This is a genomic window from Tamaricihabitans halophyticus (genome assembly GCF_004340875.1).
Lineage (GTDB): Bacteria > Actinomycetota > Actinomycetes > Mycobacteriales > Pseudonocardiaceae > Tamaricihabitans > Tamaricihabitans halophyticus.
Genome location: NZ_SLXQ01000001.1, coordinates 1498618 through 1522024, shown reverse-complemented (window position 1 = coordinate 1522024; position 23407 = coordinate 1498618). Strand labels below are relative to the sequence as shown.

General features: G+C 67.8%; 25 protein-coding genes. 15 read left to right on the top strand and 10 right to left on the bottom strand.

Features of this window, described 5'->3' with window-relative positions; translation table 11 throughout:
* Positions 1–63: 63 nt before the first annotated feature.
* The 5 genes from EV191_RS07415 to EV191_RS07395 all read left to right on the top strand — a co-directional run bounded on the left by EV191_RS07415 (position 64) and on the right by EV191_RS07395 (position 4121).
* The gene (locus EV191_RS07415; protein WP_132876005.1) at positions 64–1089 is read left to right on the top strand and encodes a hypothetical protein; all 1026 of its coding nucleotides are present in this window, start codon (positions 64–66) and stop codon (positions 1087–1089) included.
* Positions 1090–1123: 34 nt separating this feature from the next.
* Complete coding sequence (locus EV191_RS07410; protein ID WP_132876004.1) at positions 1124–1531, top strand: pyridoxamine 5'-phosphate oxidase family protein; 408 nt, start codon at positions 1124–1126, stop codon at positions 1529–1531.
* A 47-nt stretch (positions 1532–1578) separates the two neighbouring features.
* Positions 1579–2820, top strand: a complete 1242-nt coding sequence (locus EV191_RS07405) for a DegT/DnrJ/EryC1/StrS family aminotransferase (RefSeq protein ID WP_165912857.1) — start codon at positions 1579–1581, stop codon at positions 2818–2820.
* On the top strand, positions 2817–3563 hold the full coding sequence (locus EV191_RS07400) for an SDR family NAD(P)-dependent oxidoreductase (RefSeq protein ID WP_132876002.1): 747 nt from the start codon (positions 2817–2819) through the stop codon (positions 3561–3563). Before EV191_RS07405 ends, EV191_RS07400 begins: the two co-directional genes overlap by 4 nt.
* Positions 3564–3647: 84 nt before the next feature.
* The gene (locus EV191_RS07395) at positions 3648–4121 is read left to right on the top strand and encodes an SRPBCC family protein (RefSeq protein WP_132876001.1); all 474 of its coding nucleotides are present in this window, start codon (positions 3648–3650) and stop codon (positions 4119–4121) included.
* A 75-nt stretch (positions 4122–4196) separates the two neighbouring features.
* On the opposite strand, the gene EV191_RS07390 is transcribed toward EV191_RS07395, so the two are convergent.
* From EV191_RS07390 to EV191_RS07380, 3 genes are read right to left on the bottom strand one after another with little or no spacing between them, the layout of a single operon-like run.
* Positions 4197–4505: an antibiotic biosynthesis monooxygenase family protein gene (locus tag EV191_RS07390; protein WP_132876000.1), complete on the bottom strand. Its 309-nt coding sequence runs from the start codon at positions 4503–4505 to the stop codon at positions 4197–4199.
* Entirely contained in the window at positions 4502–5206 is a 705-nt protein-coding gene (locus EV191_RS07385; protein WP_132875999.1) for an NAD(P)-dependent oxidoreductase, read from the bottom strand. Before EV191_RS07385 ends, EV191_RS07390 begins: the two co-directional genes overlap by 4 nt.
* Positions 5203–6138, bottom strand: a complete 936-nt coding sequence (locus EV191_RS07380) for an EamA family transporter (RefSeq protein ID WP_132875998.1) — start codon at positions 6136–6138, stop codon at positions 5203–5205. Before EV191_RS07380 ends, EV191_RS07385 begins: the two co-directional genes overlap by 4 nt.
* A 79-nt stretch (positions 6139–6217) precedes the next feature.
* On the opposite strand from EV191_RS07380, the gene EV191_RS07375 reads away from it, so the two are divergent.
* A complete protein-coding gene (locus EV191_RS07375; protein ID WP_132875997.1) occupies positions 6218–7138 on the top strand; it encodes a LysR family transcriptional regulator in 921 nt (306 codons plus the stop codon).
* On the opposite strand, the gene EV191_RS07370 is transcribed toward EV191_RS07375, so the two are convergent.
* From EV191_RS07370 to EV191_RS07350, 5 genes are all read right to left on the bottom strand, one after another.
* Positions 7123–8223 carry an NAD(P)/FAD-dependent oxidoreductase gene (locus EV191_RS07370; RefSeq protein ID WP_132875996.1) on the bottom strand — a complete coding sequence of 367 codons (1101 nt, stop codon included), beginning with the start codon at positions 8221–8223 and terminating at the stop codon, positions 7123–7125. The genes EV191_RS07375 and EV191_RS07370 overlap by 16 nt on opposite strands.
* Before the next feature lie 357 nt (positions 8224–8580).
* Entirely contained in the window at positions 8581–9975 is a 1395-nt protein-coding gene (locus tag EV191_RS07365; protein ID WP_165912856.1) for an IS1380 family transposase, read from the bottom strand.
* A 150-nt stretch (positions 9976–10125) separates the two neighbouring features.
* Positions 10126–11922 (bottom strand): ABC-F family ATP-binding cassette domain-containing protein, encoded by a 1797-nt coding sequence (locus EV191_RS07360; protein WP_132875994.1) that lies wholly within the window; start codon positions 11920–11922, stop codon positions 10126–10128.
* 326 nt (positions 11923–12248) lie between these two features.
* Positions 12249–12542: a hypothetical protein gene (locus EV191_RS07355; protein ID WP_132875993.1), complete on the bottom strand. Its 294-nt coding sequence runs from the start codon at positions 12540–12542 to the stop codon at positions 12249–12251.
* 125 nt (positions 12543–12667) lie between these two features.
* Entirely contained in the window at positions 12668–13987 is a 1320-nt protein-coding gene (locus EV191_RS07350) for an aminotransferase-like domain-containing protein (RefSeq protein ID WP_132875992.1), read from the bottom strand.
* A gap of 86 nt (positions 13988–14073) precedes the next feature.
* Between EV191_RS07350 and EV191_RS07345 the strand changes: the two genes are divergently transcribed.
* The 4 genes from EV191_RS07345 to EV191_RS07330 all read left to right on the top strand — a co-directional run bounded on the left by EV191_RS07345 (position 14074) and on the right by EV191_RS07330 (position 18174).
* The gene (locus tag EV191_RS07345) at positions 14074–14871 is read left to right on the top strand and encodes an alpha/beta fold hydrolase (protein WP_132875991.1); all 798 of its coding nucleotides are present in this window, start codon (positions 14074–14076) and stop codon (positions 14869–14871) included.
* A 2-nt stretch (positions 14872–14873) separates the two neighbouring features.
* Positions 14874–15602 carry an SDR family NAD(P)-dependent oxidoreductase gene (locus EV191_RS07340; RefSeq protein ID WP_243658815.1) on the top strand — a complete coding sequence of 243 codons (729 nt, stop codon included), beginning with the start codon at positions 14874–14876 and terminating at the stop codon, positions 15600–15602.
* A gap of 351 nt (positions 15603–15953) precedes the next feature.
* A complete protein-coding gene (locus EV191_RS07335; protein WP_132875989.1) occupies positions 15954–16553 on the top strand; it encodes a TetR/AcrR family transcriptional regulator in 600 nt (199 codons plus the stop codon).
* Entirely contained in the window at positions 16543–18174 is a 1632-nt protein-coding gene (locus tag EV191_RS07330) for a carboxylesterase/lipase family protein (protein WP_132875988.1), read from the top strand. Before EV191_RS07335 ends, EV191_RS07330 begins: the two co-directional genes overlap by 11 nt.
* On the opposite strand, the gene EV191_RS07325 is transcribed toward EV191_RS07330, so the two are convergent.
* The gene (locus EV191_RS07325) at positions 18171–19442 is read right to left on the bottom strand and encodes a metal-dependent hydrolase family protein (protein WP_207894404.1); all 1272 of its coding nucleotides are present in this window, start codon (positions 19440–19442) and stop codon (positions 18171–18173) included. The genes EV191_RS07330 and EV191_RS07325 overlap by 4 nt on opposite strands.
* Positions 19443–19486: 44 nt before the next feature.
* Here EV191_RS07325 and EV191_RS07320 point away from each other — a divergent pair, with 44 nt between their 5' ends.
* The 4 genes from EV191_RS07320 to EV191_RS07305 all read left to right on the top strand — a co-directional run bounded on the left by EV191_RS07320 (position 19487) and on the right by EV191_RS07305 (position 22085).
* Positions 19487–19657: a ribbon-helix-helix protein, CopG family gene (locus EV191_RS07320; RefSeq protein ID WP_165912855.1), complete on the top strand. Its 171-nt coding sequence runs from the start codon at positions 19487–19489 to the stop codon at positions 19655–19657.
* Positions 19654–20025, top strand: coding sequence for a VOC family protein (locus tag EV191_RS07315; protein WP_132875986.1), 372 nt, complete (start codon positions 19654–19656; stop codon positions 20023–20025). Before EV191_RS07320 ends, EV191_RS07315 begins: the two co-directional genes overlap by 4 nt.
* Before the next feature lie 109 nt (positions 20026–20134).
* On the top strand, positions 20135–21355 hold the full coding sequence (locus EV191_RS07310) for an MFS transporter (RefSeq protein WP_132875985.1): 1221 nt from the start codon (positions 20135–20137) through the stop codon (positions 21353–21355).
* A 157-nt stretch (positions 21356–21512) separates the two neighbouring features.
* Positions 21513–22085, top strand: a complete 573-nt coding sequence (locus tag EV191_RS07305; protein ID WP_132875984.1) for a hypothetical protein — start codon at positions 21513–21515, stop codon at positions 22083–22085.
* A 53-nt stretch (positions 22086–22138) separates the two neighbouring features.
* Here EV191_RS07305 and EV191_RS07300 read toward each other — a convergent pair whose 3' ends face one another.
* Positions 22139–22525 carry a hypothetical protein gene (locus EV191_RS07300; RefSeq protein WP_132875983.1) on the bottom strand — a complete coding sequence of 129 codons (387 nt, stop codon included), beginning with the start codon at positions 22523–22525 and terminating at the stop codon, positions 22139–22141.
* Positions 22526–22628: 103 nt separating this feature from the next.
* Here EV191_RS07300 and EV191_RS07295 point away from each other — a divergent pair, with 103 nt between their 5' ends.
* Entirely contained in the window at positions 22629–23399 is a 771-nt protein-coding gene (locus tag EV191_RS07295; RefSeq protein ID WP_132876203.1) for an SGNH/GDSL hydrolase family protein, read from the top strand.
* Positions 23400–23407 lie beyond the last annotated feature (8 nt).

Below are 23407 nucleotides of genomic sequence, written 5' to 3'. Positions count from 1 at the left end.
GACAAGAGACGGGGAGCCCCGGCTAACGTTCAGAACGAACATTCGTTTTTGAAGGGAGCCTCGGTGAGCACCTCACCAACCACACGAGAACGCACGACCTCCGACGAGCCCGATGGGGCTGGTCCGTCCCCCTCGCGCATCGTGCTCGTCATCCTCGGCCTGAGCGCGGCACTCAGCGTCGTTCTCGTGGCCTTCGCCTGGCCCAACGTGGCCAGCGAGCCGCGCCAGATCCCTGTCGTCGTCTCTGGGCCAGCAGAAGTGACCGAGACGCTCGAAGCGCGCATGGAGGAGGCTCTGGGTGAGGATGCCGTCGACCTCACGGAGGTCGCCGACCTTCGCGAGGCCGAGGCTGCCGTCTTGGAGCGTGAGGCGTATGGCGCCCTGGTGCTGGGGCCCGAGGGTGGCGAGATGGTTATCGCCTCGGCGGCCAGCCCTGTGGTCGCACAGGGGCTCCAGCAGATCGCCGCGGCGGTGCCGCCGGAGATGGGAGGCCCCCTGGCCGTCAGAGACCTCGTCGCCTTGCCCGAAAGGGACGCTCGAGGGGTGGGGCTCCCGAGCGCCGTCTTGCCGCTCCTCCTCGCGGGATACGCGAGCGGTGTCGTCGCCGCCCTGCACCTACGCGGCCGGGTCGCCGTGCAGTTGGCGGCGATAGCTGGTGTGGCGGCCATCAGTGGCCTGAGCTTCGCGGGGATCATGCAAGGTTGGTTCGAATCCCTGGGGGGCAACTACTGGGCCAACAGTGGCGTGCTCGCGCTCGGCATCGCCGCCGTCGGCGTCACCGTCGCGGGGCTCTATCGCCTCTGGGGCCTGAAGGGGTCGATCGGCATGGTCGTCGCGATGGTGCTGCTCGGCAACCCTCTCTCCGGCGCGATGAGCGCCCCGGAGATGCTGCCGGCCGGGTGGGGCGCGTTCGGTCAGCTCCTGCCACCCGGGGCGCTGGTCTCGGCGCTGCGCTCCGTCGCCTTCTTCGACGGCGCGGGGTCCGTACAACCCTGGATCGTGCTCAGCGCGTGGGTCGCAGCCGGCCTCCTGCTGATCCTGTTCGCCCCCTCAAGGGAGCCGGAGGCCTCGAGTAGACAACAGATGTAGTATTCGTGGCGGTTCGGAAGGAGGGGGCCCGGATATGACCGATGCGGCGCTGAGCAAAGCGATCAACGATCACGACAGCGATCTGGTGGTGTGGCTGGGAACGGTCACCGCCTCCGGGCGCCCGACGATCCGTCCGGTGTGGTTCGTCGTCGACGGCGGACGCCTGGTGATCTTCAGCGCGCCGGGGGCTGCGAAGGTCCGGCATGTGGCACGGAACCCGCAGGTGGTGCTGACCTTCCACACCGACCCCGCGGCCCAGGAGGTCCGGGTCATTGACGGCCTCGCCGAGGTCGACCAGACCGGTCCGCCGGCGTCGTCGACGCCGGGCTTCCTGGAGAAGTACGAGCACCTCTACGCCGGCCTTGGTTACGACCGGACGAGCTTCGACACCGCGCTCTCCACACGCCTGGTCATCACCCACACGCGCACTTGGGGCTGGTGACCTCCGGACCGGCAAAGCGGCAGCATCGACAGGAAGCAGAACCACCCGTGACGACGTTCACCGTTCCCTACTCCGGGATCTCCAACCGGCTCGGTGAGGCCGAGGCCCGTGCCCTGACCGAGGTGCTGAACCAGGACACCCTTGCCATGGGGCCGGTGTCCCGCCGTTTCGAGGAGGCCTTCGCCGACTATCTGGGGGCGGGGCATGTGCAGGCGACGAACTCCTGTACCACTGCGCTCTTCCTCGCTGCCCAGGTCCTTGACCTCAACGAAGGCGACGAGGTCATCACCACCCCGCAGACCTTCTGGGTCACTCCCTGGCCTTTGCAGGCTCGCGGGGTGAGGATCAGGTTCGCGGACATCGATCCCGACAGCCTGAACATCGATCCTGGTGCCATCGAAGCGCTGATCACCGAACGGACCCGGTCGATCTGGGTCGTCCATCACGGCGGTCAGGCGGTGGACATGGACCCGGTCATGGACATCGCCCGCCGCCACGGCCTGACGGTGCTCGAGGACTGCGCGCACGCACCCGGAGCGACCTACAAGGGCCGGAAGGTCGGCACCATCGGCGACATCGGCTGCTTCAGCTTCCACTCCCTGAAGAACATGACCACCGGCGAGGGCGGCGCCTTCGTCACCCGGCACGCGGACCTGGCCGAGAAGGCCCGCGCCCTGGGCACGATCCACACCTGGGGCCCGATGGCGCCACGGTCCTCGTCCCGCATCGGCCCCCACCCGCGCCCGGCCTACTACCGCGACGCGCACACGCGCTCGGCCTTCGAGTACGACTTCACCGGCGGATACGAGATCGGCAACAACTACCGCATGAGCGAGATCGCGGCGGCGCTCGGTGTCGTCCAGCTCAGCAAGCTCGACCAGCTCAACGCCCGCCGGCAGGAGATCGCCCAGACCCTCGACGGCGGGCTGCAGGACATCCCCGGGATCTCCGTGCAGCGGCACCGGCCGGAGTCACCCCACATCCACCACCTCTACACCCTCTTCTACGACCCAGCCGAGGTCGGAGCACCGAAGGACGCCTTCATCGAGCTCATGCAGGAGACCGAGGGCATCGAGATCGTCCTGCGCTACTTCCCCCTGCACCTGCTCCCGGAGTTCCGCGCCCTGGGCCACCAGTACGGAGAGTGCCCCGCGGCCGAGCGGACCTACTTCGACCACCAGGTCCAGCTCCCCATCTACACCCACCTCACCGACGCCCAGATCATCCACATGATCGAAGCGCTCCAGCGCTCGGTGGCCACCCTCCAGCGCCGAGGCGCACGCTCATGAACGGCGCGCCCGTCGCCCTGGTCACCGGGGCGTCCCGCGGCATCGGAGCCGGCATCGCCGAAGCGCTGGCCCGCACGGGGTACGGCGTGGCGGTGAACTACCTCTGCGACCACCGCGCCGCGGCGGCCGTCGTCGAACGGATCCGCGCAGGCGGAGGCGTGGCCCGGGCCTTCCAGGCCGACGTCACCAGCACGAGTGCGGCACAGGCATTGCATGAGGACGTCCGCCGAGAGCTGGGTGAGGTCCACGCACTGGTGCTCAACGCGACGGGCCCGCAGCCTGACGTCCCCCTCGACGACCTGGACCGGAAAGACCTCCAGGACCAACTCGACCACTTCGTCCTCGGTCCACTTGCGCTCGTCCAAGCCGTCGTCCCGGCGATGAGGGAACGCCGAGCGGGCCGCATCGTCTTCATCGGCTCCGAGGTCGTCGACCTCGCTCCCGCCCACACAGCGGCCTACACCGCCGCCAAGAGCGCCCAAGCGGCCATGGCCCGCGTCTGGGCCAGGGAACTCGCTCCCCATGGCATCACCGTCAACACCGTCAGCCCCGGCTTCATCCCAGGCGACCGCCACCGCGACACCCCGCAGGCGGCCATCGAGGACTACACCGCCCAGGTGCCCGCCGGCCGGCTCGGCACCGCCTCCGACATCGGCGCCGCCGTCGCCTTCCTCTGCTCAGAAGCCGCTGCCTTCATCGCAGGCGAACGTCTCCGGGTCACCGGCGGACACACGATCGGCTGACATGTCTGTGTGCGACTTGACTCAAGCCTCTCAGCGATCGTCACGAGCGGACGGCATCTCACCAACAAGACAGGAGAATGTTCCGTGACCGAGTCCCGAAGCGTCCACGTCGAACGTCTCATCGCGGCTCCGGCCGAGCAGATCTTCGCGGTGCTGGCCGACCCGCGCCGCCACGCGGAGCTCGACGGCTCAGGCATGGTCCAAGGAGCCGCCCGCGTCCCGGAGCACCTGGGCCTGGGGGCGGAGTTCGAGATGAACATGCGCCAGCGCCGCGACTATCGCAGCGTGAGCACCGTCGTGGAGTACGAGCAGGATCGGCTGCTGACCTGGGAGACCGTCGGCCGATGGCGAGGACGAAAGGTCATCGGCGGACAGTGGTGGCGCTACCGCCTGACTCCACAGGGACAGCGCACCCTGGTGCGCCACTCCTACCTCTGGGGCCGGGCGAGCCTGCCCCTGCTCACCATCTGGTTGCCGGGGTTCCCACGCCGCATGGCCCCCGCGATGCGCGACTCTCTCAAGCGTCTGGCCACGATCACCGAACGCGGCCAGGACTGAGGCGCGCCTGCGCGGCCGGCCTGCCGCGCCTTTGTCGTGCCTGGCGCTCCGGGCCGGCCGGTACAGCTGGGCCCCCTACAAACCGACCTGCTCGTAGTGGGTCATCTCGACGACGTACCCCAGCCACGGGCGCAGGGGCGTGATGAACCGCTCGAAGTGCGGCCCTTCGGTGAAGGCGACCTCATGCCCCTCGATCGAGTCCCACCCGATGCGAACCAACACCCGGTGCGTCTTCGCGCCAATGGAACGGAGGACCTCGACCGACAGGCAGTGCGGATCCGCGCTGAGGTGAGGCAGCGACTGCGCATAGGCATCGAGGAACTCCTCGACTCGTCCTGCCGGAAGGTCGTATCTGATGATCTCGATGACCTGTGTCGAGGTCACAGTGCCTCCTTGTGCTGGCGAGCGGCTCGGGAGAGCGGCGCGGCCGTCACAGACGAGTCTGGTCCCGCCTCGGCGACGACGGTGAAGTGGCGGTCTGGTCCGGGTGACTCGATCTCGTCGAGCGCGGCCACAGCCAGATCCTCGGCGCTGATCCGTGAGGAGCCCTCGGGATGGGTCAGTAGCGTCGTGGTGCCGCGCCGGTAGCGCCCGGTGCGGACGCCGGGCTCGAGGATCGCCGGCGGGCTGAGGTAGGTCCACGAGGCGTGGTCATGTGCCTCGCAGGCGTGGAGCTGCGCCGTGCTCGCGCCGGCGACGGGGCGCCAGGCCGCCGGAACGTAGGCGGGGTCCTCGGCAACGAGAAGATCGGGGCGGCTTGGTGACCGCAGCGGTCCTGCTCCGCCGATGACCAGGACCGGAGTGTCGGCCCGGGCGGCGGCATCGAGGACGCGGCTGGTCAGTGGCGCCAGGGTCTCCTCCTGGCCGGGAGCGGGACGGATGCTCAAGATGGCGGCCTCTGTTCCGGAGAATGCGGCGTCGAGGTTCTCGCCGCTGGTCACGTCCACGGTCAGTGCCCGCACCTGCGGTGCCTTGTGCTGAGTGGGCCGGCGTGCGGCGGCGGTGACGTGGTGGCCACGGCGGAGTGCTTCGCTCAGGAGTCGGGTGCCGACCATGCCGGTGGCTCCGATGATCGTGAGATTCACAGCTGGGCTCCTTCGTGATGGTGGATGTCGTGGCGAGGTCGTGCGGGGGTGAGCTGGCCGGCTGCCAGTGCTGCCAAGGCCAGGGCGAAGCCGGCGAGCTGGGCGAGAGTGAACCCTTCGCCCAGGATCAGCGCGCCGAGCGTGGCGGCGACCAGCGGGGAGAGCAGCCCCAGCAGCGCGGTGGAGGTCACCGGCAGCGTCTTCAGGCCCCGGAACCACAGGGTGTAGGCGAGCAGGCCGCCGACCAGGCCCAGCCAGAGATACCCCGCGAGGGCGGACAGATCGACGTGCGCGGGGGCACCTTCGAGCAGTGCGACCGGCACGGTGAGGACCAGGCCACCTGCGGCGAGCTGCCATCCGGCAAAGCTCAGCGCCCCGATGCCCTCCGGGCGACCCCAGCGCTTGGTGAGCGTGACGCCCAGACCCATCGAGGCCGCACCGGCGAGGCCGGCCGCGATCCCCACGGCGTCGAGTGAGGCCGTGGGGCCAAGGACGACGAGTCCGACCCCGACCACTCCGACCACGCCCCAGACCAGGCGCCATGAGGAGAGCCGCTCGGAGAGCACCGCGACCGCGAGCAGCGCGACCACGAGAGGCTGAGCCGCGCCGAGCGTGGCGGCCACGCCGCCCGGGAGACGTTCGGCGGCCAGGAACAGCAACGGGAAGAACGCCCCGATGTTGAGGGCACCGAGCACGGCGGCCTTCCACCACCACTGCCCCGTAGGCAGCCGCCGAGTCAGCGCGATCGCGAGCAGCCCCGCGGGGAGGGCGCGCATGAGCCCGGCGAACAACGGGTGCCCCGGTGGGAGGAGCTCGGTGGTCACCAGGTAGGTGCTTCCCCACACCGCCGGTGCGCAGGCGGTGATCAGGATGAGCGCCAGGCGGCTGCCGGCGCGAGTCGCAGGAGCAGGGAGCGGGGCTGTCACCGTCATGCCCCCAGCCTCCGGGGAGAATCATCAATGAGTCCAACACATGGTTCTCATAGCACCGATCGCGTAGCAAGATAGATGCGTGGAGCTTCAGCAGATCCGCTATGTGATCGCCGTTGCAGAGACCGGGAACTTCACCCGGGCGGCCGAGCGCTGCTACGTCGTCCAGTCGGCCTTGAGCCATCAGATCGCCGCGCTGGAGCGTGAACTGGGTACCAAGCTCTTCGCCCGCACCAGCCGGCGGGTCGAGCTCACCGCAGCGGGACAGGCCTTCCTCCCCGCCGCGCGCGCATGCTTGGAGGCGGCTGACCGGTCCGTCACAGAGGCGGCGGCCGCCGCCGGCCACGTCCGGGGCCACCTGAGAGTGGGAATGATCCCCACAGTGACCGCCCTCGACGTCCCAGCACTGCTGCGCGAGTTCCATCAGCAGTACCCGCAGGTCCGGATCGCGCTGCGGGTCGGACGTAGCGACGAGATGGTCGCCGCCATCCGTTCGGGCGAGATCGATCTCGCCGTCCTCGGCCTTCCCGAGTCCGACCCGCCACGGGCCGTCCGCTGCCGGGAGTTGAGGCGCGACCGGCACGCCGCGATCGTTGATGCCGACCATCGCCTGGCGGGCTCTGAGGCGGTGACATTGCAGGACCTGGCGCACGAGACCTTCGCGGACTTTCCGGCCGGCACCCCCGGCCGGGCGCAGAGCGACCTGGCCTTCACCCGCTCGGGCCTGTCACGCGAGGTGACCTTCGAAGTCATGGACGCCGACCTGCTCCTCGACCTCGTCCGCAACCGCCTGGCGATCACGCTCCTGCCCTCGGCCATGGCCATCGAAGACCCCGAGCTGGTGACGATCCCCCTCGCTGAGGGGCCCACCCGGATCGAGTACCTCGCCTGGAGCGACTTCAACCCCACACCGGCCACCACCGCCTTCCTCGACCTCCTCGACATCGACCAGAACGGAAAGCAGCTGACGCGCGGCGATGGCTCTGCTCATCCGGCTATGTAGCGGACGACGCTCCGGGTGACGGCCTCCTTGAATCGTGCCGCCTTCCACCCGGTCATGACAGCGGGCAGCGGGCTGTCGTCGCCGCGGGTGAACTGGGTGATCCCATCTCGCCGGCCGAGACTGATGTTCTGCCAGACGTAGCGCATGCGGTACGGCCTCGGCTTGTCTCCGGACAGCTCTCGGGCGATGGCTCCCGCGACGTATCGTCCCATCGGGATCGCCGTCTGGCAGGACATCCGGCTCTCCCCGCCGGCCGTGGTCGCCGCGGCGGCGTCGCCCACGGCGTAGATCTCCGGATGGGACACCGAACGCAGCCGATCGTCGACGACGATCCGGTTGCGCTCGTCGGCACTGATCCCCGAATCCCGGGCCAGGGTCGGCACGGCGAACCCGGCTGTCCACACGGTGACATCGGCGTCGACGCGCCCGTCGTGGTCCAGGTCGACCGAGGTCGCTCTCACCGTGCTGACTCGACCGAGGTGGGTGGTGATTCCCAGGCGATCCAGGGCTTGCCGGAGATGCCGCTGCCCGGCCGGGGCGAGCCAGTGTCCGGGTTCGGTGTCAGCGCACAGGTGGAGGTCCAGATCAGGACGAGCCTCGGCGATCTCAGTGGCGACCTCCAGGCCGGTGAGGCCACCACCGACGACCGCAATCCTCCCACCGGAGAGGCCGCCGATCCGATCGCGCAGCCGGGCGGCCTTCTCGGCGCTCACCACGAAGTGGGCATGGCCTGAGACACCTGGCACGTTATAGGCCGGAAGGCCGCTGCCCAGGGCGTAGATCAAGGTGTCGTACTCCACCGCGCCGGGCGCCCTCTCGAGGTGCACACGTCGTCGGGTGACGTCGATCGATGTCACCGTCGCGATCAGCAACTCGATGCCGGTGCCGTGCAGCATCGTGGCCAACGGCCATGCCCGGAGCCGCTGGTCCGCGGCGAGCTGGTGCAGCCGCACTCGCTCGACGAAGCCCTGATCCCTGTTGACCAACGTGAGCCGGACATCCTGGCCTCTCGTCTTGCGGGCAAGCCTCACCGCGGCGCCCAGCCCGGCATAACCGGCCCCGATGATCACCACACGGCGACTCATGGACCTTCCTCTCATCGCAGCTCGAACCAGGCTCCAGCTCTCCCGGCCGCCGCAGTGACCTCGCGGTATCACGACACCGCCGCCCAGCAGTAGACAACAGACGTTGTACCATGGAGAGCCTCTCATGCATGTTGCGGAGGTGACCTATTCGTATGTCGAGGTATGACGGTCGTCGGCGCTGTGCGACCTCTCATGGTCTCGTCGAGGCCTAAGCCTCGATCCGTGGAACCAGGGACTTCTTGATCGTGATCTTGGTTGATGGGTGCTGGTGTGGTGAAGGGCAGGAGGATGCTGCTGGTCCTGCCAGCCTTTCCATTTCGGGGTCTCCGGTGGTGCCCTCGTGGGCGGTGGTCGGGTTCAGGCCAGTGTTGGTGGCCCGGTGGCGAATGTCGCGTTGTAGAGGGTGCGCCATGGTGCGGCCCATGGCCAGTGCGCGGGCAGGTGCAGCACCGGGCGGCGTTGTGGCCGGGCGAGGCGGGCGGGAACGGTGACGATGTGTCGGCGTAGCGTCGCGCCGCGAGCCATGGAATGTTGTGGGCTGGCCAGGGTCCCGGCGGCGCGCAGCAGGTTGTGCGCCATAGCCGCGCAGATCGCCCAGGCGCCGTTGGCGGCGAACCGGCCTGAGGGCAGATGCGCGAGGGGTCCGTCGATGAGGTCGGCGAACACGGTCTCGATGATGGCGTGGCGGCGGTGGGTGATGTCCGCCTCGGCGGTCGGTTCGGCACTGTTGGTGAAGAACGGGTGATACCGCCAGACAGGAAACAACTCGTCGCCTCGTGCCTTGTCGCGGACCCGGCGCACGATCAGCCTCGCGGTGACTGGGTGCTTTCTCGCGAATGCGGTGAACTCGACTTCGGCGACCTGCGCGTCGGAGATCAGCTCACCGGTGTCCGGATCAACGACCGCGCCCGGGTAGTGCACCGGTGTCCACCCCTCGTCAGCGATGGTCGCGATGGCCCGGCTCACCGCGGGGTTCTTGCTGATCGAAACGGAGAACCCGACCCCGGCCCGCACGCAGGCGTTCACGACCGCGCTGTTGCCGTAGGCGGAGTCGCCGCGGACCAGGATCTCCCCGCTGGCTCCGGCCACTTGGGCGGTGGTGATCGCTTCGCGCAGCATCGTCGCTGCGCCCTTGCCGGAGCCCGCCCGTCCGGCGCGTAGCCGGATGCCGGCCACCACCGGAGCACCCTGATCTGTGCTGATCGTGGTGGCCAGTGGCGACAGGCCACGGCGCAGGATCTGTTTCCCCGCGATCTTGGCGTGTCCGAAGCTGGCACCCTGTTTGGCGCGCCCGTAAACCGGGCGCAGCAGCGAGTCGATATCCACATACGCCCGCTGTGCGATGCCGGGCAGCAGCCCGCTGCGCTGAACCAGGTTGACCAGGTGCGCCCGCGCCACCGACGCCAGTTGCAGGGTGTGCCCGTGGGTGAACTCCCGCAGGAACTGACCCAGGGTGGCCGGGGCATACACCTGGGTGAACAACCGGCCCATCCCACCGGATCGGGTCAGATCCAGATCGTCGATGCTGTCCGCACCGGCGGCCATCCCCGCGATGATCGAGGTGAGCTTGCCCGCCGGGTTCACCCCCGCCGAAGCGACCCGCGTCGAGGCGAGGGTCACCTTTGATGAGATCAGCTCGGACAAGCCCGCCTGCTCAGCGAGCGCCATCACCGGAACCAGCCCAGCACACGACACAAGATTCTCGTCATCGAACAACGGCATCGCCCGGGACCAGACATGAGATAGTTGCACCGAAAGTGCCTTCCGCAGCAGAGACGACTTGGGCCTAGACAATCCACATTGTCCCTGCACAGAAGGCACTTTCTCTATTCACCACGCCGAACGGTCAACCACCCGGTCCACGGATCAAGGCTAAGACTGTCCGCACAGTGACCCTGCCGGTCAGTCGACGGACTCGGACAGCTGTAGCCACCGCTCCTCCAACTGCGCCACTTCGGCCTCCATCTCACGCAGTTCGTCAGTGTGATGCTGTAGGCCTTCATAGTCGCTCTGATCGTGCTCGGCCAGGCGCCGGTGTACCGCCTCGATACTGTCCGACACCTTCTCCAGCCGGCGCTCGATCGCGCTGATCTCCTTCTGGGCCGCTCGACGCTCCGCACCGGACAACCCCGACGCGTCCTCAGGCTCAGTCGACGTCGTCGCGAGGTCGGGCCGGTCGGTCGGCGTGCTCGCCTGCTCCTGCCGCAGCCGCAGGTACTCATCGACCCCGCCCGGCACATGCCGCAGCCGACCGTCCAAGATCGCATACTGCTGATCGGTGACCCGCTCCAAGAGGTACCGGTCATGGGACACCACGATCAACGTTCCCGGCCAGGAATCCAGCAGGTCCTCCATCGCGGTGAGCATCTGAGAATCAACGTCGTTCGTAGGCTCATCTAGAGCGATGAGATTAGGTTCGCTCAGCAGCAACAGCAGTAGTTGCAACCGCCGCTTCTGGCCTCCGGAAAGATCGTCGACGCGCGCGGAGAGATGTTCACGAGCGAAACCAAGACGTTCGAGCAACTGCGCCGGGGTGTGGTCCTTGCCGTCGATCGTGAACGTGGTCTTGGTCCGGGCCAGCACCTCACGTACTCGGTCGCCCTTGATCTCGTCGAGCTGGGAGAACTGCTGGTCCAGCACACCGACACGAACCGTCTTGCCGACCTTGACCCGCCCGGTCGCCGGTTGGAGTGTGCCGCAGATCAATCCCAGCAGGGTCGACTTGCCCGCCCCGTTCGCCCCCAGGATGCCGGTGCGCTCACCGGGCGCGAGCCGCCAGGTGATGTCCCGCAGCACCTCATGGTCACCGAAGCTCACCGAGACGTCCTCGATGTCCACCACGTCCTTGCCCAGCCGGGCCACGGCAAGGCGTTGCAGCTCGATCGGGTTGCGTACCGGGGGAACGTCCTCGATGAGCTGGTTCGCCGCATCGATGCGGAACTTCGGCTTGGACGTGCGAGCGGGCGCGCCGCGGCGCAGCCACGCCAGTTCCTTGCGCATGAGGTTCTGCCGCTTCGCCTCGGTCGCCGCGGCCATCCGGTCGCGTTCGACCCGCTGGAGCACATAGGAGGCGTACCCGCCCTCGAACGGCTCCACGATCCCGTCGTGGACCTCCCACGTCTCGGTGCACACCTCGTCCAGGAACCACCGGTCGTGGGTGATCACCAGCAGGCCGCCGGCGTTCTTCGCCCACCGGCGCTTCAGGTGCTCGGCCAGCCAGGCGACGCCCTCGACATCGAGATGGTTCGTCGGCTCGTCCAGCGCGATCAGGTCCCAGTCGCTCACCAGCAGCGCGGCCAGGGCGACCCGGCGCCGCTGCCCACCGCTCAGCTCGCCGATCTTCGCCTCCCACGGGATATCGGAGGCCAGGCCGCCGATCACGTCGCGGATGCGCGCATCGCGCGCCCACTCGTGTTCGGGCCCATCGCCGACGATCGAGCGGCCGACCGTCTCATCGGCGTCGAGGTCGTCGCGCTGATCCAGCACCCCGAACCGCACGCCACTTCGACGCGTCACCCGGCCCGCGTTCGGCTCGATCTGTCCCGACAACATCCCCAGCAGGCTCGACTTGCCATCGCCGTTGCGACCGACGATCCCGATCCGATCGCCTTCCTCCAGCCCGAGCGTCACCGACTCGAACACCACCCGCGTCGGGTACTCCAAACCGAGCCCCTCGGCTCCAAGCAGATGCGCCGCCATCAGGCCACACCCACCCGGTCGCCGGCCCCACGACCACGATCACGACTACCTCCGCACTGTCCGAATCGCCCGCTCAGCCGGGAAATCCGCGCCTCACAGCGGTAAGATGAAGGAGTCCGATCCCAATACCCTGTCGGAGTGTTCGGCTCATCAAGCAGCGACCGGTATGTGCTTGCGTATTCGCCCTGACGTTCCACCTGTCCGGAAAGACCGTCGACGGCTTCCGGGGCAACGTGGAAAGGGCCTGTTGCGATAGCCATGACGATCTGACTGGGAGCCGAGGGCGGCCGGTTTCGCGGAAACTCTTACCAAGGCCTTACCGACGCTCAGATCGCCGGCGGGCCCTCGGTGAGCATGTCGATCTCGCGGACGCTCACCACCGTGCGGTCGGCGAGGCAGACGTGGATATCCCGGGCCATCCCGGTTCGGGTATCCAGCAGGATGGCTTGCACCGTGCGGGAAGCGGGACCATACACCGGTTGGCTGCTCGGTTCGGGTAGCCCGAGGTAGCTGATCCTGGTCTGCTCGCCGAGCCAACCGTGTTCGCGGAGCAGGATGCGGGCTTGGTCGAGTTCCCCGGCGGTGGGCCGGCTGGTCAGCGAATCAGGCAGCCCAGGCACGCCAAGTCCTTTCCTCGGACCTGCAGTCGAGTACCCACGCCGGTGCGGCGGGCAGCCAATCATTCTACGACGCGCTGGCCACCCCAACCGCAATTCTTCGGGATCTTGCGGTGATGGAGCGTGGGCTAAAGGAGGGCGGCGTCGGGATCGTCGCGGGCGATCGCGGCGAGTAGCCCGAGGGCGTGGTCCAACACGTCCATTGGCGGCGCCGAAAGTGCCAGCCGTACCGCGTTCGGCGCATGCCCGGACCCGACCGTGAAGGCAGCGGCCGGCGTCACCGCGATCCCCCGCCGGGCTGCCGCCGCCACGAACATCTCGGCCCGCCACTGCTCGGGCAGCTCCCACCAGCAGTGATAACCGGCAGGATCGGCGCGAACGGTGAACTCGCCGAGCCGGTCGGCCACCAGTTGCTGTCGCGCCGCCGCATCCGCCCGCTTCGCCGCGGACAGCTTCGCGACAGTGCCATCGGTCAGCCAGCGAGTCGCCGCATGCAAGGCGAAACCGCCGACACCCCAGCCACCGGAACGCAACGCGGCCGCGATCCGCGTTTCAACCGAGGCGGGTACCCCGAGGAACCCAACCGTCAGACCGGGCGCGACGCGCTTGGAAAGACTGTCCACCCGAACGGTCCGTTCCGGCGCCAGCGCGGCAAGCGGCACCGGCGACTCGCGCAGGAACCCGTAGATCGCGTCCTCGATCAGATAGCTGTCCGTCTCCCGGAGCACCGCGACCAGTTCCGCCCTCCGCTCGGCCGGCATCGTGTAGCCCAACGGGTTGTGCAGCGTCGGCTGCAGATAGACCGCACGCAGTGGCCCAGCCGCCCTCAGCGCCGCGGGGCAAACCCCCTGCTCGTCCAACTCGACCGGCACCAGCTGAACCCCGAGCCGGTCGGCGATCCCGCGCACCACCGGATAGGTCATTGCCTCCACGCCGAGTCGTTCACCGGTACCAACGAGGCCCGCGATACTCGCGGCGATGGCCTGCCGGCCGTTACCGGCGAACAGTACGCATTCAGGTGTCCATTCCGGAGCGCTGAGCAGGTCGCGCGCGGCCTCGGTGGCCCGCGGGTTCCCCGCTGCGCCGATCGGCCGCACCGCTTCGGCCAGTGCGTCCGGTCGGAGCAATCCGCCAAGGCTTTCCGCGAGCATCGCCGGCTGCTCCGGCAAGACCGGGAAGTTCAGCTCGAGGTCGACCTGTGCGGCCGCCGGCTCGGCAAGCGCGGTCGACACGGCAGGTTTGCCGGCCCGGATGAAGGTGCCGCGCCCGACTTCACCGACCGCGAGCCCGCGCCGGATCAGTTCGCCGTACACCCGACTTGCCGTGGACACCGCGATACCCCGCTGCCGCGCGAACCGGCGTTGCGGCGGCAACCGATCGCCAGCCCGCAACCGACCGGCCGCGATATCCGCGGCCAGCGCGTCAGCGACAGCCAAGTAGTCAAACACGAAATTGCTCCGAGGTCATTGTTTTTATTGCACTCCAATATTGCTCCGGTTAATTTCGGATAGTCAAGTGGATAAATGGAGTACAAATGCACCGAGTTCAATTTCCGGAAAACGAGATCAGCTATCGGGATACCGGCACCGGGCCGCCTCTGGTCCTGGTACACGGCCACCCGTTCGACGGTTCGATGTGGCAACCCCAGATCGATTACTTCAGCGCACGGGGATGGCGGGTAATCGTGCCGGACCTACGCGGCTACGGCGGCAGCGAGGTGATTCCCGGCGAAACCCCACTGGAGACCTTCGCCGCGGATATCCTGCGGTTGCTGGACGAGTTGCGGCTCGACCAGGTCGTACTCGGCGGACTGTCGATGGGCGGGCAGATCGTGCTCGCCTGCTACCGCCAGTTCCCCGAACGGCTGCGCGGGCTACTGCTCGCGGACACCTCGGCCCGCGCCGATACCGCCGAGGGCAAGGCCGCGCGAATCGCGCTGGCCGAGCGGCTGACGCGTAGCGGGATCGGCGACTATGCCACCGAGGTACTGCCGAAAATGGTCTGTCCGGCAACGATCACCGATCGACCGGAGGTGGCAAACCGGGTGTTGGACATGATGCGCGCCGCCCCGGCGGAGGGCGCGGCCGCGGCTTTGCGCGGCCGGGCGCAGCGACCGGACTACCTGTCGCTGCTGCCGACGATTGCCGTACCCACCTTGGTGGTGGTCGGTAGTGCGGATGAATTCACACCCGTTTCCGAGGCCGAGGTGCTGCATCGGGAGATCCCCGAAGCCAGACTGGTGATCGTGCCCGAAACCGGGCATCTGCCCAATATGGAGCGGCCAACGGAGTTCAACGCCGCGCTGAGCGAGTTCTTGGAGGGTTTTGCGTGAAGGTGTTCGTGACCGGTGCAAGTGCCGGCTTTGGCGCCGCGATCGCCAGCCGGTTCGCCGCCGAGGGCGCCCAGGTGGTCGCCGCGGCGCGACGCACCGACAAGCTCACCGAGCTGGGCGAGCGGGTGCATCCACTCGAACTGGACGTACGTGACCGCGAGGCGGTGCAGCAGGCGATCGCGACGCTGCCCGAGGACTTCGCCGAGATCGATGTGCTGGTGAACAACGCCGGGCTGGCGAAGGGGTTGGAGCCGGCCGCCGAGGCTGATCTGGACGACTGGGACCAGATGCTGGACACCAACTGTCGGGGCGTTATGTACTGCACCCGCGCACTGCTGCCGGGCATGGTGCGCCGGGGCCGCGGGCATGTGATCAACATCGGCTCGGTGGCCGGTAGTTACCCCTACCCCGGCGGGAATGTCTACGGCGCGACCAAGGCCTTCACCCATCAGTTCAGCCTCAACCTGCGCTCGGACCTGCACGGCACGGGCGTGCGCGTCACCTCGGTGGAACCCGGTCTTGCCGGGGGTACGGAGTTCTCCACGGTGCGGTTCGACGGGGACAGCCAGCGCGCGGCTGGCGTGTACGAGGGTGTGCAGGCACTGCTACCGGAAGATGTCGCGGAGTCGGTGCACTGGGTCGCCAACCAACCAGCACACGTCAACGTGAACGTGGTCGAACTGATGCCGGTCGCGCAGAGCTTTGCCGCCCTGTCGGTGGATCGGCGCTAGCCCGCGGAAAGCAGCGCGGGCAGCGGGTCCGCCGGGCGGGCGGCGCCTGTAGTGGCGGCAGGCATACCGCGCCGCAGTCGGCCAGCCCGAGCAGTCTGCCCTGAAACGGCACGCGCCGCTGGTTACTCAGCAAAACGCGGTGCAGTTTGCTGTGCGTGAACAGACCGGGCCACTCCCCGGCGTCATCTCTGCCGGTCACGCCTCACCTGGCGCGTAGTTGATCATGGACCAAGATAACCATGATCAACTACGCACAGGAAAGCCGCCACCGGATATTCGAGCACCCTTGCCCACCTGGTCAGATGACAGCTGTGGCGGATCTTAAACAGCTCTGCTAAATTTTTGGCCGACATGCCAAGTGACGCTACCGATTCGTTCATCCACATCGCGCGCCGCAACCAGCTGGTGGAGTGCGCGATCGAGGTGATCGCCGAAGACGGTCTCGCGCAGGCTTCCACCGTCCGGATCGCCCGGCGGGCCAAGGTCAGCCGGGGCGTACTCACCTATCACTTCCACGACCGGGCCGAGCTGCTTGATCAGGTCATCACCAGGGTGTACGACCTTGGTGTCGAGTTCATCCAGCCGCTGATGGCCGAGACCGAATCGCCAAGGGACGCACTACGCGTGTTCCTGAGCGGCAGCGTCTCGTTGTACGCGGCCTATCCACAACATCTGGCCGCGCTGACCGAGATCTTTGCCGGCGAGCGCGGCCGCGATAACGCACAACGGCACCGTCAGGAGGAATCCGACCTTGCCGAGATCCTGCGCGCCGGCCAGGACCAGGGTCAGTTCCGGCAGTTCGACGTAGCCGTGATGTGCGAAACGATCCGCAGGGCGCTGGACGGCGCGCTGAAACACGTCTCCGGCGGCGGAGCGGCCGAACCATACGCGGCCGAGCTGGTAACGATCTTCGACGCCGCAACACGATCCGAGGGAACCCATGGCTCGTAATGGAAAACGCCAGCGGTGGTACGCGGCGGCCGGCACGGCGGTGCTCGCCGGGCTGAGCATCGCTACCGGCACCGCGAATGCCGCGCCGGTAGCACCAGAAACACCGGATGCGCCGCTGACCGTGCGGACCGATACCGGCGCGCTACGCGGTGCGAGTACGGACAAGGCGCGCACGTTCCAGAACGTGCCGTATGCCCAACCACCTGTCGGTGAACTGCGCTGGAAACCACCGCAGCCGGTGAACCCGTGGCAGGGCGTCCGGGACGCGACCAAGCAGGGGGAACGCTGCGCGCAGCAGCCTCCTGGCGGCGAAGTCGCCGGTTCGGAGGACTGCCTCTACCTGGATGTGACCACGCCGCGCAAGCAGGCGCCGAACGCGAAGCTGCCGGTCATGGTCTGGTGGCATGGCGGCGGTTTCACCAGGGACAGCAAGAACGACTACAACGCGGAACGGCTGGCTGATCAGGCCAACGCCGTGGTGGTCACGGTGAACTACCGGCTCGGTATCTTCGGCTATTTCGGCCTGCCAGGGCTTGCCGGATCGGGCAATTTCGGGTTTGCCGACCAGATCGCCGCGCTGGAATGGGCGAACCGCAACGCGGAATCCTTCGGCGGCGATTCGAACAACGTCACGGTGTTCGGCCAGTCGGCGGGTTCGATGTCCGCCTGCGCGTTGCTGACCTCGCCGAAGGCGCCCGGACTCGTGGACAAAGCCGCACTGTCTTCCGGCTCCTGCAAGCTGGATTGGCCGACCGGCGCGCTGTTCCCTGGCGACCGGGCGCATGCGCCGTACCTCCCTGTCCAGGAAGGACAGGCCAAGGGGCGCGATGTGGCGCGCGAACTCGGCTGCGCGCCAGGCAAGGAACTCTCCTGCATGCGGGAGAAGTCGACCGGCGAGCTGATTCCGCGGATGCAGGATTTCGCGGACAGTTTGGCTTATGGCACCAGCCTGCTGCCGCTGAACCCGTCTACCGCGCTGGATATCGGCAAGTTCGCGCGAGTCCCGGTACTCTCCGGGTCCACAAGGGACGAAGCGCGGAGTTTCGTCGCCGGCGCGATGCTGGTGAAACCGGACGCCGTCACCAGCGAGACCTACCCGAAGCTGCTGCGCGAGGCATTCGGTGCGGACGCGGCTGCGGTCGAGGCCCGCTACCCGCTTTCCGACTACCCTTCGGCGGGGCTTGCGTGGTCGACGGTGGTGACCGACCAGTCCTGGGCTTGCCAGACAGCTGAAGGAAACCGGGAACTCGCGAAGTACACCACGGTGTATCCGTACCAGTTCGCCGATCCGAACGCGCCGAACGTGAACCAGCTGTTCGTCCCCGAGGTTCCACAGGAAGCGGCGCATGGCACCGATCTGCCGTACCTGTTCGACCTCGGCGGGGTGGACCTGCTCAAGGAAGAACCGCAGCGTGAGTTGGGGCGCACGATGGTCGACTACTGGGCATCGTTCGCGCACACCGGTAATCCCAATAATGACCCCAATAACAATGACGAAGCGCCGTACTGGCCGGAGCTGAACGAGGCCAACCCGACGGCGATGCGACTCGCGCCCGGCGCGACCGAGCCGATCGACTTCGCCGCCGAACACAACTGCGGGTTCTGGCGCACGATCGGCTAGCTGACCGCTATGCCGGTTGGCCGGTACGGGTATTCCGGGGTGCGCTCGCGTTTGCGCACCCCGGATTGCCATACCCCGAGCACATGCGCGGAGCCGGTAAGCACATTCAAGTCAGCCAGCGGGTTCGCATCCAGCGCAAGCACATCGGCGTCGTAGCCGGCGAGGAGCTGCCCGCTGCGCGGCGCCTGCGCGCCAAGCGTCTTGGGTGCCGTCGCGGTGGCCGCCTCGATTGCCTGCAACGGCGACATACCCGCCTGGGCGAGCAGCGAGATCTCCCGGCCGTGCCGCCCCCAGGAAGCCAGCCTCCCGCTAGCGGCGAGCGCGATGTCCGATCCGGCGGCGATGGTCACGCCACGTTCGTAAGCCATGGTGAGCGCTTCGGCGTGCCGGTCGGCAACCCCGCGTAGTTTGCGCAGCGCGTAGTCCGGCAACTGGGCGCCGTGTAGTAGGTCATCGATGATGGTGCGGGTAGCCACCAGGATCGCGCCCTGTTCGCGCATCGCGTCGCAGGCTTCCTCGTCCAGATAGGTGCCGTGCTCGATTGTCTGGACCCCGGCCGCCAATGCGGCCATGATGCCCGGTTTGCCGTGGCAGTGCGCGGCGACCGCTCGCTCGGCAAGGCCAGCGACCTCGACGATCGCCCGTAGCTCGGCCGCGGTGAACTGCTGGTGGATCGGATCGTCCACTTCGGAGAGAACGCCACCGGATGCGCAGACCTTGATAACCTTCGCGTTGCCCCGCAGCTGCTCGCGCACCGCGCGCATACAGTCCGAAACTCCGTCACAGAGTCGAAAATCGCCGGAGCGCTCGGTCAGGTCGTGCATCCAGTCGAGTGGCAACGAATGCACATCGCCGTGTCCACCGGTGGTACTCAACACCGCGCCAGCCGCGTAGATCGTCGGACCGGCAATACTGCCCTCGGCAACGGCTTGCGCCAGTTTCAGCCCCAGGCCACCCACCTCGCGGATCGACGTGACGCCCACATCGAGGGCCGCGCCGAGATCGGTCACCGAACGCGCGGCGCGCAGCACGTCGGAGGTCAGCGCCATCCGCTCGAAGTCCAGTGTCGGCAGGCCCACCAGGTGGGTGTGGCAGTCCCACAGCCCGGGAAGTACTGCCGCGCATCGGGTTGGTCGGGTGTCCGGGGTGCCCGGGGCACCAGCAGCTGGGCCGGCATAGCTGATCACCGCGCCGTCCAGAACCACGACGCCGTTGGGGATGGGTTCACCGCTACCGGGGATGAGCAGATCCGCCTCAATACGCTGCATGGCCACCTCCGCGCGATCAGGCTACCGTTGCTAGCATTCTAGCCGTGGCATCCGAACAGCAGCAGTTCAACGTGTACCTGCCGCGCGAGCTGGTACGCGAGGTCAAGCACGCGGCGGTGGACGAGGGCATCTCGCTGTCCAAATTGGTCGAACAGGCGTTGCGCGGCCATCTCGACGTGCTCGCGAGGCGCGCGGAAGGGCGGGAGCAGGGATGAAACCGGTGGCGATCCGCTATGTGCGGGATATGGCTACGGCGCGGGACTTCTACGCGGCACTCGGCCTCGACCTGGATTTCGCCAGCCGGCCGAACCGGTCCGGCCATCCAGCCTGGGTCGAGTTGGCGGGTACGGGCAGCGGCCTGGCGCTGCACGGGTTGCCGGCGGATGATCCCAAGCAGGCCGCGGTAGAGCTCTGTTTCGAGGCGGACGAGCCGCTCGAGCGGGTGGTCGAGCGGTTGCGGGCGGCCGGCTATGCCGCCGAAAGCGCGATCGTGGACGAGTCCTTCGGCCGCTCGTTCACCGTGCGTGACCCGGAGGGGCTACTGATCCAGATCAACGAGCAAGACCGCGAGCTGCAAGGCTAGCCCGCCAACCACGCTAACCTTAAAGATTGCGGTCACGCACAGTCACCGCAAGATCCCTAAAGATTGCCGTGGACGGGGCTGGCATACATTGGTCTGCCGGAGGTGCGCGGTGCGGCAAACGAGGTCCCGGGGTGCGCTGACGCTACTGATCATCGGCATTCTGCTGGTCGCCACGAACCTGCGCGCCAGCTTCACCGGCGTCGGCTCGGTCCTCAGTTTCATCTCCACCGAGTTGGGGCTCAGCCCGGGCGTGGCCGGCGCGGTGACCACCCTGCCGCTGCTCGGCTTCGCCGTCGTCTCCCCGCTGGCGCCGGCACTCAGTCGCCGACTCGGCGTGGAGCGCGCCCTGCTCGCGGCACTGCTCACCCTGGCGCTCGGCACCGTATTGCGTTCGGTACCGACACTGTCCACGGTCGCGCTGTTCCTGGGCACGGCGATCATCGGGGCCGCCATCGCGGTGGGCAACGTACTACTGCCCACGTTGATCAAACGCGACTTCCCCAACTCGATCAGCATGCTGACCGGCGCCTACACCCTGATCATGGGCGCATTCGCGGCCCTTTCCTCCGGCACCGTGGTGCCGATCGCGACACACCTGCCCGGCGGTTGGCGTACCGCGCTCGGCTGCTGGGTGCTGCTCACCCTGCTGGCCATCGCGGTATGGCTGCCCCAGGTGCGCGGCCAGGCGCGCGGCGAAGCAAGCGCCGAACCCGCGCCCGTGGTCCGGCTGCCCTGGCGGTCGCCGCTGGCCTGGGTCGTGACGCTGTACATGGGGCTGCAGTCGTTGACCTTCTACGTACTGGTTGCCTGGCTGCCCAGCGTGCTGCAGGACAACGGGATGAGCCCGACGATGGCTGGCTGGCACCTGTTCTTCATGCAGACCGTGGCGCTGGTGATGAACCTGGCCGTACCGCTGGTCATGCGCCGGCTGCCGGACCAGCGCCTGATCGCGGGCCTGACCTCGACGATCGGCCTGATCGCCTGCCTCGGCCTGCTCCTGCTCCCCGGCTGGGCTTCGTTGTGGACAGTCGTCGCCGGACTGTCCACAGGCTCCAGCATCGTGCTCGCGCTGTCCTTCCTCAGCCTGCGCGCTCCCGACGCGGCCTCGGCGACCGCATTGTCCGGAATGGCCCAGTCGATCGGCTACCTGATCGCGGCCGTGGGCCCGGTGCTGCTCGGCACGTTGCATTCGCTTTCCGGCGGTTGGATCGTGCCACTGACCGCGTTGTGCCTCGCCGCGGCCGCGCAGGTGGTGACCGCGGTTATCGCTGGTCGCGGGCTGATCACGACGCAACACGCCCCGGCAAGAACGGCACGTTTAGCGGGCTAACCGCTGGTCAACTGCGGCGGCTTTAGCCCAAACGGGTGAGCACTTCCGAGTGGAATTGCAGATCCTTTGAAGAACTACTTTCTACGATCTCGGGCACCCGCTCCTGCGCCCATTCGGCGCTCCCTGCATAGGGGCGGCGACCCGAAAGGAACAAAACGTGCACGCTAAGAGGGCAAGCATGCGCGCGCTGGCCGTCTCGGCCGGTGCCTTAATGGCGATCGGTCTTTCCAGCTCACTGGCAAGTGCCGAGTCCACGGAAAGCGGCAGCCCGCTCGCGCCGGGTACGCATATTCCGATGAGTATGGCGACCGACAGCATGGTCCTGGAATGCGACACCATTCCATCCGAGCACGATCCGGAAATCATCAAGATCGTTTACGACGTCGCCACCGAACGCGGCGCGGACGACCGGGTGATGCTTTCCGCGTTCGAAGCCGGCTGGGTCGAGTCGCATATGAACAACCTGGACTGCGGGCACAGTGACTCGCTCGGGGTATTCCAGCAGCGGCCCAGCCAGGGCTGGGGCACCCCGGAGGAGATCATGGATCCGGTGTACGCCACGAACGCCTACCTCGACCAGGCGATCCCGAACGCCGAGAACAACCCCGACTGGACCGCTGGCGAGGTGGCGCAGAGCGTGCAGCGCTCGGCCTACCCCGATCGCTACGACGAGTCGGAAGCCAAGGCCAAGGAACTGATCGCGGAGGCAGAGGCAGCCGCGGCCGAGTAGTTGGTCAGCCGAACTGGTCGCGAGGCCGACGGGTCTCGCGGCCAGTTCGTTTGTCAGCGCCGGCCGTACTGGATACGCAGCGCCCAGCCAAGGTAGCCGGCGAACAGCGCGGTGGCCGGCACGGCGGCGACCAGCCCCGCCATCCCGTCACCAAGCGAGTCGCGAAGCAGCGTTTCGGTCACCCACATCGCCGCATACACCGCGGCAATCCACCCGACGGTTAATCCGAGATTGCGCGCGTTCCAGGTGCCGGTCTTGCCACCCTCGAGCTTGCCGGTGAGCATGCGCCGGTAGATCGCCACCACTCCGAGCGCGAGCAGGGCAAACCCACCGATCGCGGACCACGCGGGCACCGGGAACGCGAAGCCACGCCCGCCGATGATGGCGAAGAATCCGGCTACCAGCAGCCCGATGCACCACCAGGGTGGCGACTTCAGCATGAGCGATGGCCTCCACAAGCGCCTACGACGAACCGGGAGGAACCTAACATCACGCGCTGTTGCGTAGGCTGGATTTGATCAGCGTTCGCCAGGAAAGGGCGTGATGGTGCAGCAGCGGTTCAGCCGGTACGTCGCGCTCGGCGACAGCCAGACCGAGGGGCTCAACGACGGGGACGACTCGATTGGATACCGGGGCTGGGCGGACCGGTTGGCCGAGCAGCTGAGCCAGCACAATCCGGATTTCCAGTACGCCAACCTGGCGGTGCGCGGCAAGCTGGCCGGTCAGATTCGCCAGGGCCAGCTGGACCGCGCGGTCGCGCTGCGGCCCGATCTGGCGACCGTGGTCGGCGGGATGAATGACCTGCTGCGCAGGCGGTTCGACGCGGAGCAGGTGGTCGCCGAACTGTCCGCGATGTTCGCCGCGCTGACCGGGATCGGCGCCAGGGTGGTGACGCTGACCTACCCGGATATCGGCAAGATCGTGCCGATCGCCCGTCCGCTGCTGCCCAGGGTGATCGAGCTGAACGCGCGGATCGCCGCGGCCGCTCAGTCGTACGGGGTGGCCGTGGTGGACACGTTCAGCCATCCGATCACCACCGACGCGCGGATCTGGAGCGCCGATCGGTTGCACGCGAACCCGCTCGGGCATGCCCGGATCGCGGCGGCCATGGCACACGCCCTCGAGCTGCCGGACAGCGACGCGTCGTGGACCGAACCGTTGCCACCGCTACCACCGCCGAACCGCTGGCAGGCGGCGCGCGCGGAGCTGCGCTGGGTTGGCGCGTTCGCCGGCCCGTGGCTGGGCCGGCGAATCCGCGGCCGTTCCTCGGGGGATGGTCGGGCGGCGAAGCGCCCAGAACTCCGCCCGCTCTGAGTTCACCC

Bases quoted from the DNA above. Each gene is read 5' to 3' on its own strand.
- EV191_RS07330 (WP_132875988.1), top strand. From the start codon at position 16,543: ATGGCTCGTAATGGAAAACGCCAGCGGTGGTACGCGGCGGCCGGCACG.
- EV191_RS07400 (WP_132876002.1), top strand. From the start codon at position 2,817: ATGAACGGCGCGCCCGTCGCCCTGGTCACCGGGGCGTCCCGCGGCATC.
- EV191_RS07295 (WP_132876203.1), top strand. From the start codon at position 22,629: ATGGTGCAGCAGCGGTTCAGCCGGTACGTCGCGCTCGGCGACAGCCAG.
- EV191_RS07300 (WP_132875983.1), bottom strand. From the start codon at position 22,525: ATGCTGAAGTCGCCACCCTGGTGGTGCATCGGGCTGCTGGTAGCCGGA.
- EV191_RS07410 (WP_132876004.1), top strand. From the start codon at position 1,124: ATGACCGATGCGGCGCTGAGCAAAGCGATCAACGATCACGACAGCGAT.
- EV191_RS07380 (WP_132875998.1), bottom strand. From the start codon at position 6,138: ATGACGGTGACAGCCCCGCTCCCTGCTCCTGCGACTCGCGCCGGCAGC.
- EV191_RS07315 (WP_132875986.1), top strand. From the start codon at position 19,654: ATGAAACCGGTGGCGATCCGCTATGTGCGGGATATGGCTACGGCGCGG.
- EV191_RS07335 (WP_132875989.1), top strand. From the start codon at position 15,954: ATGCCAAGTGACGCTACCGATTCGTTCATCCACATCGCGCGCCGCAAC.
- EV191_RS07325 (WP_207894404.1), bottom strand. From the start codon at position 19,442: ATGCAGCGTATTGAGGCGGATCTGCTCATCCCCGGTAGCGGTGAACCC.
- EV191_RS07360 (WP_132875994.1), bottom strand. From the start codon at position 11,922: ATGGCGGCGCATCTGCTTGGAGCCGAGGGGCTCGGTTTGGAGTACCCG.
- EV191_RS07370 (WP_132875996.1), bottom strand. From the start codon at position 8,223: ATGAGTCGCCGTGTGGTGATCATCGGGGCCGGTTATGCCGGGCTGGGC.
- EV191_RS07345 (WP_132875991.1), top strand. From the start codon at position 14,074: ATGCACCGAGTTCAATTTCCGGAAAACGAGATCAGCTATCGGGATACC.